Origin of the sequence: Zoogloea sp., from assembly GCF_041911615.1 — a bacterium.
In the GTDB taxonomy this organism is placed as follows: domain Bacteria; phylum Pseudomonadota; class Gammaproteobacteria; order Burkholderiales; family Rhodocyclaceae; genus Zoogloea.
Genome location: NZ_JAYROR010000108.1, coordinates 1 through 11,688, shown reverse-complemented (window position 1 = coordinate 11,688; position 11,688 = coordinate 1). Strand labels below are relative to the sequence as shown.

Below are 11,688 nucleotides of genomic sequence, written 5' to 3'. Positions count from 1 at the left end.
GGGCCCGGGCGCGGCGAGCCAGTCGGCCCGCGCCGGGATCATCGGCGCGCCGTCGGCGGGCGGCGCCTCGCCGGCGGCCGCGATGCGCCAGGGGTCGTCGACGAGGCGGCCGTGCTTAATGACGTGGGGCATGGGCTTCTCCGTAAACCGCGACGCGGAAGGGTTCGAGGCCGAGGCGCTCGACCGCGTCGATGAAGGGTTCGTCCTCGTGACGCAGGGCGACGTAGGTTTCGAGCAGGCGGGCGATCACGTCCGGCACCTGGGCGGCGGCGAAGGACGGGCCGATCACCTTGCCGAGCGCGGCGCGCGTGCCTTCGCGGCCGCCGAGGGTGATCTGGAACCACTCCTGATTGTTCTTATCGACGCCGAGGATGCCGATGTGGCCGATGTGGTGGTGGCCGCAGGCATTGACGCAGCCCGACAGGTTGAGCTCCAGCGGGCCCAGATCGAACAGGTAGTCGAGGTCGTCGAAGCGCTGCTGGATGGCCGCCGCGACCGGGATCGAGCGGGCGTTGGCGAGGGCGCAGAAGTCACCGCCGGGACAGCACACCAGATCGGGCAGCAGGCCCACCGTGGGTGTGGCGAGGCCCAGGGCGCGGGCGGCAGCCCACACCGCGGGCAGTTCGGCGCGGGCCACCTGGGGCAGGACGAGGTTCTGCTCGTGGCTGACCCGGATTTCGCCGGCGCCGAAGCGCTCGGCCAGCGCGGCGATGCCTTCCATCTGCTCGGCGGTGGCGTCGCCCGGCGGCACGCCCGGCGCCTTCAGCGACAGGGTGACGACCGCCCGACCCGGCTGGCGGTGGGACGCCACGTTGCGGGCCAGCCAGCGGGCGTAGGCGGGGTCGGCCGGGGCCTCGTCGGCCGCCGCGGGGGCGGGCGGCGCGGCGGGGCCGGCAAAGCAGGCCTCCATCGCGGCGAACACCGTGTCGTCGATCGTGTTGGGGCCGCCCCGGCGCCACGCCCACTCGTCGTCCACCTCGCGGGCGAAGGCCTCGAGGCCCAGATCCTTCACCAGGATCTTGATGCGCGCCTTGTACTTGTTGTCGCGGCGGCCGTGGCGGTTGTAGACCCGCAGGATCGCCTCGAAGTAGTTGAGCAGCTCGGCCCGCGGCAGGAAGGCCTTGAGGCGCTGGCCGACCATCGGCGTACGACCCAGCCCGCCGCCGACGAAGATCTCGAAGCCGGGTTCGCCGGACTCGGACAGGCGCGCGGCGGCGCCGATGTCGTGGAAGCGCAGGGCCGCCCGATCCTCGGCCCCGCCGGCGAAGGCGATCTTGAACTTGCGCGGCAGGAACTGGAACTCGGGCGCCAGCGCCGACCACTGGCGGACGATCTCGCAGGCCGGGCGCGGGTCGAACAGTTCGTCGGCGGCGACGCCGGCAAAGGGGTCGGTGGTGATGTTGCGGATGCAGTTGCCGGAAGTCTGGATGGCGTGCATCTGCACGGTGGCGAGTTCGGCGAGGATTTCCGGCGCATCCGCCAGCCGCACCCAGTTGAACTGGATGTTGCTGCGGGTGGTGAAGTGGCCGTAGCCCCGGTCGTAGCGGCGGGCGATGTGGGCGAGCTTGCGCAGCTGCACGGCCGACAGCGTGCCGTAGGGAATCGCCACCCGCAGCATCGGGGCGTGGCGCTGGATGTAGAGGCCGTTCTGCAGGCGCAGCGGGCGGAACTCGTCCTCGCCCAGGTGGCCGGCCAGGAAGCGTTCCATCTGGTCGCGAAAGCGCGCGACGCGGTCGTCGACCAGGCGCTGGTCGGTGTCGGTATAGCGGTACATGGTGTGCGGTCGGCTCAGGGAAGGACGAAGGTGCTTTTCTCGACGACGCGGGTGGCGGCGTCCTGTTCGGCGCGGATCTCGAAGGCGATCGGTCGCACGCCGCCGGGCGCGGCGTCGGGCGGCGCGGCAACCGTGAGCTGCACGGCGCGGATGCTGCCGGCCTCGCTCGAGAAGCGCGCCGGCCCGACGATCTCGACGCCGGGCAGGCCGCTCACCGCGATCCGGAAATCCCGCGGCGCCTCGGCGAGGTTCATCACCCGCAAGGTGTAGGCGTTCTCGATGCGCCCGTCGGCGGCCTCGCGGGACAGGCTGCCCCGGTCGCGCAGCACGTCCACCAGCAGCAGCGAGCGGTTCGCCAGGGTCCAGGCGCCCAGGCCCAGGAACACCGCCAGCAGGCCGCCGTACACCGCCAGCCGCGGCCGACCGTGCCCCGCCGGCGCGCCGGCCAGCTCGCGCTCGGAGGCGAAGCGGATCAGCCCGGCGGGCTTGCCGACGCGGCCCATCACGGTGTCGCAGGCGTCGGCGCACAGGCCGCAGTTGATGCACTGGTATTGCAGGCCGTCGCGGATGTCGATGCCGGTGGGGCACACCTGCACGCAGATGCCGCAATCGACGCAGTCGCCGCCGCCAACGCCAGCCGAGCCCCGGCGCGGCTCGCCGCGGGCCACGTCGTAGCTCACGGTGCGGGTGGCCGCGTCGAACATCACCCCCTGGAAGCGCGAGTACGGGCACATGTGCTGGCACACCGCCTCGCGGGCGAAGCCGGCCTGGACGTAGGTGAAGAGGCCGTAGAACAGCAGCCAGAAGTCCTCCCACGGGCCGGTGCGGGCGGCGCCGATGGCGGGCAGCAGCTCGCGGATCGGCGTGAAGTAGCCGACGAAGGTGATCGCCGTCCAGGCCGCGATGACCAGCCAGACGGCGTGCTTCGTGCCGCGCAGCAGCAGCTTACGCGGCGTCCACGGCGCCTGGTCGAGGCGCAGCCGGGCCAGATGATCGCCCTCGACCTTCTCCTCGACCCACATGAAGATCGAGGTGTAGACGGTTTGCGGACAGGCGAAGCCGCAGAACAGCCGCCCCACCAGCGCAGTGACCAGAAACAGCCCGGTGGCCGCCAGGATCAGCGCGATGGCCAGCAGCAGCGCGTCCTGCGGCCACAGCACGAGGCCGAAGAAGTAGAACTTCTCGTGGGCGATGTCGAACAGCACCGCCTGACGGGTGCCGCCGTCGCCGGCCCAGCCGAGCCAGCAGGCGCCGTAGAAGACGAGCTGGGTGAGCCACACCATCGCCCAGCGCAGGCGGTTGAAGCGCCCTTGGGTGGAGCGAGCGTGGATCTTGCCCTTCTTGCGGTACAGCTCGAGGCGCGCCTCGTGGACCTTGCCGGCCGGTTTGCTCATTTCGATTCTCCGCGTGGGGCCGCGGCCCCGATGGCGCGCAGTAGACCACCCGGGGCGAAACAAGCACAGATTCAGAGAATCACAAAAACAATAGGCACAGATCAAACCCCACCGAAACGCCGGTCATCGCGACGCCGACGCAAGCCGCCCGAGGGTCGCCACCGCGTCGAGCTGGCGGCCGGCGTCCGGGTGGCCGAAGTTGAGGCGCATGCAGTGGCCGAACTCCCGCTGGGCCGAGAAGATCGGCCCCGGCGCGACGCTGATTCCCAGCGCCAGCGCGGCCCGGTGCAGCGCGAGGGCGTCGACCCGGCGCGGCAGTTCGAGCCACAGGAAGTAGCCACCGCGGGGCCGGGCGAGGCGCGTGCCGTCGGGGAAATGCGCCTCCACCGCCGCCACCAGCGCCGCCTCCTGCGCCGCCAGCCGTCGCCGCAGGCCGCGCAGATGCTTGTCGAAACCGCCCTGCTTGAGGTAGTCGGCGAGGGCGATCTGCACCGGCACCGTAGTGGCGAGGCTGGTGGACAGCTTCTGGCGCTGCACCGCGCCGGCGAAGCGCCCGGCCGCGACCCAGCCGATGCGGTAACCCGGCGCCAGGCACTTGGAGAAGGACGATACGTGCATCACGATGCCGTAGCGGTCGGCCGCCTTGCTGCACAGGGGCGCGGTGGCGTCGAAATGCAGCTCGGCATAGACATCGTCCTCGATCAGCGGCACCTCGTAGCGCGCCAGCATCTCCACCAGCAGACGCTTGCGCGCGTCGGGCACCAGGCTGCCGGTGGGGTTGGCGAAGTTGAGCATGAACAGGCAGGCCTTCACCGGATGGTGGCGCAGCACGTCCTCCAGCGCTTCGAGGCTGACGCCTTCGCGCGGATGCGAGGGGATTTCGATGACCTTCAGCCCGAGGCGTTCGCTGGCCTGCAGACCGGCGTAGAAGGTGGGCGATTCGATGGCGATCAGGTCGCCGGGGCGGGTCACCGCCTGCAGGCACAGGTTGAGCCCTTCCATCGCGCCGGAGGTGACGACGATCTCGGCCGGCGACACGCTGGCGCCGTGGGCGAGGTAGCGCAGGGCGAGCTGGCGGCGCAGCTCGACGTTGCCCGGCGGCAGGTCGGTAACGGTGGCGAGGGGATCGAGGTGGCGCGCCGCGGCGGCGAGATGGCGGCCGAGCCGGTCGAGGGGAAACAGGAAGGGGCTCGGGAAACTCGAACCGAGCGGCACCACTGCCGGGTCCTTGGTGCTCTCGAGGATGCTGAAGATGAAGTCGCTGACCTGCAGCTGGGTCGAATCGCCGAGGGGATGGCTCATCGCCGGTTCGGGCAGGCGCTGGCCGAGGCGCGCCCGCACGAAGTAGCCGGATTTGGGCCGCGCGTCGATCAGACCGCGGCTTTCCAGCAGCGCGTAAGCCTGAGTCACGGTGACCGGGCTCACGTCGTGGATACGGCAGGCGGCGCGCACCGACGGCAGGCGCTCGCCCGGGCGCAGCACGCCGGTTTCGATCAGCTTGCCGGTCTCGTCGGCGAGGGTCTGGTAGCGGCTCATGGGCGGATGGTAGCCGAGCCGCCGGCACGCCACCAACGTCCGGAGCCCGCCCGTGAACGCGAAAAAGCCGGGCGGACCCGGCTTTTTCGGTGCGACGGGGAAGGCGGCTTACTGCACGCGCACTTCCACGCGACGGGCTTCGGCGGCGTCGGCGCCACCGAGGGTGATCGCCGGCTTGCGCATGGCGACCTTGTCGGCGGGGATGCCGGCGGCGACCAGCGCGTCCTTGACGGCCACGGCGCGGGCCTTGGCGACCTCGGCGTTGACGGCGGCACCGCCGGTTTCGTCGTGGTAGCCGGAGATCAGGACGATCTTGGCGGGCTCTTCAGCGAGCTTGGCAACGACTTTGGCGACTTCCTCGGCGGCGTTGGCGGGCAGTTCGGCCTTGCCGGAGTCGAAGTAGAGCTTGACCAGCGGCTCGCCGATCTCGGCGATCTCAGGAGCTTCGACGGCCTCGACGGCGGCCGGCTTGGCAGTGTTGGTCTGGCCGGTGACGTAGGCGGTGAGGCCGATCACCAGGCCGATGACCAGCGCGATGATGCCAAACAGAATGCCGAGCACGAGATTCTGGTTGTCGTCTTCCTGTTCCATCCGATACTTCCTTTCACAAAAAATGGGGAAAAATTCGATTCCGCCAGTATAACCTTTTATCTATCCCGGCTTCCGCCGGGCGCCGCGCCAACTGTTAAAAAGCGATTCTCAGCCGCCCAAATCGGGCACTCCAAACGCACCGACGCCCGCACGGGGCGGGCGTCGGCAAGGGTGGGCAAGGCGGAGGATCAGGCTTTGGCGAAGGCGATCTTGCCGTCCGCCACATCGACCTTGATCGTGTCCTTGGCGGCGAACTGGCCTTCGAGGATGCGCTTGGCGAGCGGGTTCTCGATGTGCTCCTGGATCGCTCGCTTGAGCGGCCGGGCCCCGAACACCGGGTCGAAACCGACACTGGCGAGCTCCATCAGCGCCGCGTCGCTCACCGCCAGATGCATGTCGAGACGCGCCAGACGCTTCTCGAGGTAGGCCAGCTGGATGCGCGCGATGGACGCGATGTGCTTCTCGTCGAGGGCGTGGAAGACCACCACCTCGTCGATCCGGTTGATGAACTCCGGCCGGAAGTAGGTCTTCACCTCGGCCATCACCGCCAGCTTGATCACCCCGTAGTCGTCGCCGGACATCTGCTGGATCATCTGGCTGCCCAGGTTGCTGGTCATCACGATCACGGTGTTCTTGAAGTCCACCGTGCGGCCCTGGCCGTCGGTCATGCGGCCGTCGTCGAGCACCTGCAGCAGCACGTTGAAGACGTCCGGGTGAGCCTTCTCCACTTCATCGAAGAGGATCACCGAATACGGCTTGCGACGCACCTGCTCGGTGAGATAGCCGCCCTCCTCGTAGCCCACGTAGCCCGGGGGCGCGCCGATCAGGCGAGCCACCGAGTGCTTTTCCATGAACTCGCTCATGTCGATGCGGATGAGGTGCTCCTCGCTGTCGAAGAGGAACTCGGCCAGCGTCTTGCACAGCTCGGTCTTGCCCACGCCGGTGGGGCCGAGGAACAGGAAGGAGCCATACGGCTTGTTCTCGTCCGAGAGCCCGGCGCGGGACCGGCGGATCGCGTCGGCCACCAGGCGCACGGCCTCGTCCTGGCCCACCACGCGCTGGTGCATCTTGTCTTCCATGTGCAGCAGCTTGTCGCGCTCGCCCTGCATCATCTTCGACACCGGGATGCCGGTGGCGCGGCTCACCACCTCGGCGATCTCCTCGGCGCCCACCTGGGTGCGCAGCAGCTGGTTGGCCGGCTTGGCGTCGCCGCTGGCCTCGGCCTTCTTGAGCTGGGCTTCGAGCTGGGGCAGCTGGCCATATTGCAGCTCGGCCACCTTCTCGAGCTTGCCTTCCCGCTGCAGGCGGGCGATGTCGGCCTTGATGCGGTCGATCTCTTCCTTGATGTGGGCCGAGCCCTGCACCGCCGATTTCTCGGCCTTCCAGATTTCCTCGAGGTCGGAGTATTCCTTCTTGATGCGGGCGATCTCCTCCTCGATCAGCGCAAGGCGCTTCTGGGAGGCTTCGTCCTTTTCCTTCTTCACCGCCAGCTGCTCGATCTCGAGCTGGATCTTGCGACGCTCGAGCTTGTCCATGACCTCCGGCTTGGAGTCAATCTCCATCTTGATGCGCGCGGCGGCCTCGTCGATCAGGTCGATGGCCTTGTCGGGCAGGAAGCGGTCGGTGATGTAGCGGTGCGACAACTCGGCCGCGGCGACGATGGCCGGGTCGGTGATGTCCACGCCGTGGTGGAGTTCGTACTTCTCCTGCAGGCCGCGCAGGATCGCGATGGTCGACTCGACCGACGGCTCGTCCACCAGCACCTTCTGGAAGCGGCGCTCCAGCGCGGCATCCTTCTCGATGTACTTGCGGTACTCGTCCAGCGTGGTGGCGCCGATGCAGTGCAGCTCGCCGCGGGCCAGCGCCGGCTTGAGCATGTTGCCGGCGTCGATGGCGCCCTCGGCCTTGCCGGCGCCCACCATGGTGTGAATCTCGTCGATGAACAGGATGATCTTGCCTTCGTCCTTGGCGATGTCGGTCAGCACCGCCTTCAGGCGCTCCTCGAACTCGCCCCGGTACTTGGCGCCGGCCAGCAGCCCGGCCATGTCGAGCACCAGCACGCGCTTGCCCTTCAGGGTCTCGGGCACTTCGTCATTGACGATGCGCTGGGCGAGGCCCTCGACGATCGCCGTCTTGCCCACGCCCGGCTCGCCGATCAGCACCGGGTTGTTCTTGGTACGGCGCTGCAGGATCTGGATGGCGCGGCGAATCTCGTCGTCGCGGCCGATCACCGGGTCGAGCTTGCCCTGACGGGCCCGCTCGGTGAGGTCGACGCAGAATTTCTTGAGCGCCTCGCGCTGCCCTTCGGCATCGGCGCTGCCCACGTTCTGACCGCCGCGCACGGCATCGATGGCCTGGGTCAGCGCGGCCTTGGTGAGGCCGTATTCCTTGAGCAGGCGGCCGGTCTCGCCCTTGTCGTCGGCCAGCGCCAGCAGGAACATCTCGCTGGCGATGAATTCGTCGCCATGCTGCTGGGCGGCCTTGTCGGTGAGATTGAGCAGGTTGCCCAGGTCGCGGCCGACGGACACGTCGCCGCCGTGGCCCTGCACCTTGGGCAGGCGGTCGAGCGCCTTGACGAGCGCCGCCTTGAGGCCGGCGCCATTCACGCCGGCGCGCTGCAGGAGCGACGCGGTGCTGCCGTCGTCCTGGTTGAGCAGCGCCAGCAGCAGGTGCTGGGGCTCGATGAACTGCTGGTCGTTGCCCACGGCGAGGCTCTGGGCGTCGGCGAGGGCTTGCTGGAACTTGGTGGTGAACTTGTCGTAGCGCATGGGGCCTCCGGAATCGGGATTGAGACCTACATGGGGGAACTTGCCCGGACTTCAAGCCCGCCCGAAACGGGAAACGCCAAGCCCTGCGCGACCCGACAAGCCACACGTTTGTCGTATTTTTGACCCACGCCCGCGGGCCGTTCCATGTTAGTTTCGCGGCCCGGCGATGCCATCGGCGTGCGCCGCCGCCCTCCGGGGCCCGATCCCCATCCCGTCATTTCCCGCTGGAGCAGTTCGATGAAACAGCACGTCCGGAAAACCTCGTGCGGCGCCCTCGCCGCGTTCGCGCTGGCGGCGGCACACCCCGCCGGCGCGGCCGAATGGGCCATCGCCCACGTCGCCCCCTTCACCGGCCCGGTCGCCATCGAAGCCGCCGACTACAACGCCGGCATCCGCCTCGCCGTGAAGGCCGTCAATGCCGGCGGCGGCATCCACGGCCGCCCGCTGGTGCTGCGCAGCGAGGACGACCACTACAATCCCGACCAGACGGTCGCCCTGTTCAACCAGGCGGGTGCCGGCGACACGCTCGCGGTGCTGCTGCCGGTGGGCTCGCCGGCCTTCACGCGGGTGCTCAAGGAGCACATCCCGGAAACCCAGAAGCTTCCCGTGGTCGGCGTGATTCCCGGCGCCGAGCCCCTGCGCACGCCGCTCAACCCCTACGTCTATCACGTGCGCGCGGGCGATCTCGACCAGTACCGCAAGCTCGTCGAGCACGCCATGCGCACCGGCCTCGCCCGCGTCGCCGTGGCCTACGCCGACGTGCCCTTCGGCGCCGCCGGGCTGGCCGCCATCGAAGGGATGCTCAAGAAACACAACCGTGCGCCGGTGGCACGGGTCGCCCTGCCCCAGGGCGGCAAGGCCAACCTGCCGGCGGCGATGGCCGAGCTGGCCCGCGCCACCCCGGACATGGTGATCCTGGTGAGCCCGTCCCAGCTCGCCGGCGAATTCCTCAAGGCCTTCCGGGCCGCCGAGATGAGCCCGCTGCTGGCGATGCCCTCCTACGGCAACGCCGACGTCCTGTGCCGCCTCGCGGGGGCCGAAGCCGCCCGCGGCGTGATCGTCGCCCAGGTCATGCCCAACGTGACCAACACCGCGCTGCCGGTGGTGCGCCGCTTCCAGGACGACCTGAAGAAGCACGGCGAGAAGGACATGCGCCCGAGCATCCTGCAGCTCGAAGGCTACGTCACCGCCCAGATCCTCTTCGAGGCCATGCGCCGCGCCGGCCCGGGCCTCAACCGCGCCCGGCTCGCTCCGGCCCTCGACGCCCTGCACCGCTACGACCTCGGCGGCTTCGCCGTGGATTTCAACCCGGCCAGACACACCGGCTCGGATTTCGTGGACATCAGCATCATCGGGCGCGACTGCAAGCTGATCTACTGACGGCCGGCGATGCCCGCGGCCACGTCGGCCGTCACCCGGGCCCGCCCTCAGCCCACCTGGATCCGCTCCCCGTAGCCGGTCATCTCGAGATAGCCGCGCCCCAGTTCGCGGCCCGCCGGATCGTCGGCGCGGACCCGCACCGCCCCCTCCCAGTAGATCGCGCCGGTCGAGCGCCGGCTGTCCAGCTCCTGGTCGTCGAGGAGCGGCTCCAGGCGCAGGGTGCGCCCCGCCACCCACAGGCGCCACGCCACCGGATAGCGGATGCCGGTGCGCGGCGAGCGCCATTCGCGCAGCGGCTCGAAGCGCACCTCGCCCGCCGCGAGGCTGCGCGCCGTGCCGTCGGCCCCGCGCCAGGTGGCCGACGCCCACAGGGCAGCGCCGTCGCCGGCACGCATCCGGAAGGCCATCAGCGCACTGCCGTCGTCCAGATTGAGCCCGACCCAGTCCCAGCCGGCGGCGCCCGACGGCATCAGCTCGCTGGACCATTCGTGGTCGAGCCACGCGCTGCCGCTCACCGGCTGACTGCGGCCATCCAGGGTCACGCTGCCGCGCACCGTCAGGCGCGGGCGGCTGTAGTAGTAGCTGGCATGGCGCGGGTCCGGCGCCTTGGTGCTGAAGCCGCCGACACCGTTGAGCAGCGGCGGCCCGTCGGGCAGCAGCGCCAGGCGGTAGGCGAAGTCGCCGGCGCGCACTTCGGCCCGGTAGCCCGTCCCATCCTGCTCGAAGCGCCAGTCGCCACACCACACCCCGGTGCGGTCGGTGGCGAAGCCGGCGCGCCCGAAGCCCACCCGCGCCGCGCGCTCGTCGTGGCGCAGCCGCCCCACCCGTGGATCGGCCAGCGCCGCGTGGGCCAGCACCAGCTGACGGGGCGCGAAGGCGCTCGGACTCGCCTCGCCAATGCCGGTGCGCACCCGGAAGAAGGTCACCTGGAACCCCAGCGGACTGCCGTCGGGCAGCGCAAGCCAACCGGTGGCGTACCACCACTCGGTCCGAAAGTCGGGATGGGCGCCGTGGTCCGCCGGAAACGCCAGCCGCCGGCCGGGCAGCACCGGGGCAAAATCCGCCGCCGCGCACGGCCACGCGGGCAGGCTGGCCAAGGCCAGCAGCAGGCGGCGACGCGAAGGCTGCGCGGGATGCGTGCGCCGATCTTTCTTCATCTCGGGTTTCTCCTCAAGCCGACCACCCCGGGCCGGGCGCGCAGTGCCGGGTTACCCGCCCGACGCAACGCGCCGCGGACGCCCGGTTCCGCAGCGCCCCCACCCGGCGCCAATCGTCGTCGCCAAAGCGAAATGCGCCGGCAGCAGAGCGCAAAGCTTCGCCCCCCGATCCACCCGGCTCCGCCAGCGCAGCGTTTCGCCTCGACGGCGCACCCGCGCGGTGCATCCGCGGCGCGTTCAAGCTTGCGCGCGATGCGTCGTGCCGCGACGCCCGCGCGGCACCCCTTTGCCGCCGCAGCCAAAAGGTGCCCGCCCAAGCCCGCAGGCGGCATCGCCGAGCCACCGCGCGGGCGCGTCATCACCAATCCTCCCGCACCGCCAGCACCGCGTCCTGGCGCATCGCCTGGCGGCCGGCGAGCACCGCAGCGGCGGCGCCCAGGGCCACCAGCCCCGCGCCGAACACCGCCAGCGACGCCCACGGCACGTGCAGGTCCATGCTCCAGTGAAAACTCTGCCGGTTGACCACCTCGATCATCACCAGCCCGATCCCCGCCCCCACCGCCAGCCCCGCCAGCACGCCCACGCCCGCCGCCAGCGCGCCCTCCTGGGCCAGCATCCAGCCGATCTGGCACCGGGTCAGGCCCAGGTGACGCAGCATCCCGAACTCCCGCCGACGGGCCGCCGCCAGCGCCGCGAAACTCGCCGCCACGCCCGCCAGCCCGATCGCCACCGCCACCGCCTCGAGCAGGTAGGTGACCGCAAAACTGCGGTCGAAGATCGACAGGCTGATCGCGCGGATCTCGGCCGGGCGGATGAACGCCAACCCACCCGGCGGCGCGGTGGCGAGCAGCGCCGCCTCCACCGCGTCCGCCGTCGCGCCGGGGGCCAGGAAGATCGCCGCATCGCTGGCGAGCGGGTCGCCGGTGAGGCGCCGGTAGTCGGCCAGATCGATCATCACCGCGCCGCTCTGGCGCGCGTAGTCGCGCCACACCCCCGCCACCCGCACCGGCACCGCGCGGCCGCCCAGCGGCAACGTCACCTGCTGGCCGGGCTGCCAGCCCAGTCCGTCCTGCAGCGGCTCCGAAATC

Annotated in this window: 8 protein-coding genes; 1 reads left to right on the top strand and 7 read right to left on the bottom strand. The window is 70.3% G+C overall.

Translation table 11 applies throughout. The features are described from left to right. Positions 1 to 115 precede the first annotated feature (115 nt). The 5 genes from ACE3P2_RS14050 to clpB all read right to left on the bottom strand — a co-directional run bounded on the left by ACE3P2_RS14050 (position 116) and on the right by clpB (position 8,063). A complete protein-coding gene (locus ACE3P2_RS14050; protein WP_374265510.1) occupies positions 116 to 1,774 on the bottom strand; it encodes a nitrite/sulfite reductase in 1,659 nt (552 codons plus the stop codon). Positions 1,775 to 1,788: 14 nt separating this feature from the next. After that, complete coding sequence (gene ccoG, locus ACE3P2_RS14045) at positions 1,789 to 3,168, bottom strand: cytochrome c oxidase accessory protein CcoG (protein ID WP_374265508.1); 1,380 nt, start codon at positions 3,166 to 3,168, stop codon at positions 1,789 to 1,791. A gap of 123 nt (positions 3,169 to 3,291) precedes the next feature. Next, positions 3,292 to 4,704, bottom strand: coding sequence for a PLP-dependent aminotransferase family protein (locus ACE3P2_RS14040; protein ID WP_374265506.1), 1,413 nt, complete (start codon positions 4,702 to 4,704; stop codon positions 3,292 to 3,294). A gap of 108 nt (positions 4,705 to 4,812) precedes the next feature. Further along, entirely contained in the window at positions 4,813 to 5,295 is a 483-nt protein-coding gene (locus tag ACE3P2_RS14035) for an OmpA family protein (RefSeq protein WP_374265504.1), read from the bottom strand. A gap of 188 nt (positions 5,296 to 5,483) precedes the next feature. Next, positions 5,484 to 8,063, bottom strand: a complete 2,580-nt coding sequence (clpB, locus tag ACE3P2_RS14030) for an ATP-dependent chaperone ClpB (RefSeq protein WP_374265502.1) — start codon at positions 8,061 to 8,063, stop codon at positions 5,484 to 5,486. A gap of 237 nt (positions 8,064 to 8,300) precedes the next feature. On the opposite strand from clpB, the gene ACE3P2_RS14025 reads away from it, so the two are divergent. Continuing rightward, complete coding sequence (locus ACE3P2_RS14025; protein ID WP_374265500.1) at positions 8,301 to 9,443, top strand: ABC transporter substrate-binding protein; 1,143 nt, start codon at positions 8,301 to 8,303, stop codon at positions 9,441 to 9,443. 47 nt (positions 9,444 to 9,490) lie between these two features. Here the strand turns inward: ACE3P2_RS14025 and ACE3P2_RS14020 are convergent, their stop codons facing one another. Together ACE3P2_RS14020 and ACE3P2_RS14015 are read right to left on the bottom strand one after the other, a co-directional pair. Further along, positions 9,491 to 10,600: a lipocalin-like domain-containing protein gene (locus tag ACE3P2_RS14020; protein ID WP_374265498.1), complete on the bottom strand. Its 1,110-nt coding sequence runs from the start codon at positions 10,598 to 10,600 to the stop codon at positions 9,491 to 9,493. A gap of 358 nt (positions 10,601 to 10,958) precedes the next feature. Then, a partial coding sequence (locus tag ACE3P2_RS14015) for an ABC transporter permease (protein ID WP_374265496.1) occupies positions 10,959 to 11,688 on the bottom strand: 730 nt, incomplete at its 5' end.

Coding starts and splice junctions, on each gene's coding strand:
- ACE3P2_RS14050 (WP_374265510.1), bottom strand. CDS start 1,774: ATGTACCGCTATACCGACACCGACCAGCGCCTGGTCGACGACCGCGTC.
- ccoG (WP_374265508.1), bottom strand. CDS start 3,168: ATGAGCAAACCGGCCGGCAAGGTCCACGAGGCGCGCCTCGAGCTGTAC.
- ACE3P2_RS14040 (WP_374265506.1), bottom strand. CDS start 4,704: ATGAGCCGCTACCAGACCCTCGCCGACGAGACCGGCAAGCTGATCGAA.
- ACE3P2_RS14035 (WP_374265504.1), bottom strand. CDS start 5,295: ATGGAACAGGAAGACGACAACCAGAATCTCGTGCTCGGCATTCTGTTT.
- clpB (WP_374265502.1), bottom strand. CDS start 8,063: ATGCGCTACGACAAGTTCACCACCAAGTTCCAGCAAGCCCTCGCCGAC.
- ACE3P2_RS14025 (WP_374265500.1), top strand. CDS start 8,301: ATGAAACAGCACGTCCGGAAAACCTCGTGCGGCGCCCTCGCCGCGTTC.
- ACE3P2_RS14020 (WP_374265498.1), bottom strand. CDS start 10,600: ATGAAGAAAGATCGGCGCACGCATCCCGCGCAGCCTTCGCGTCGCCGC.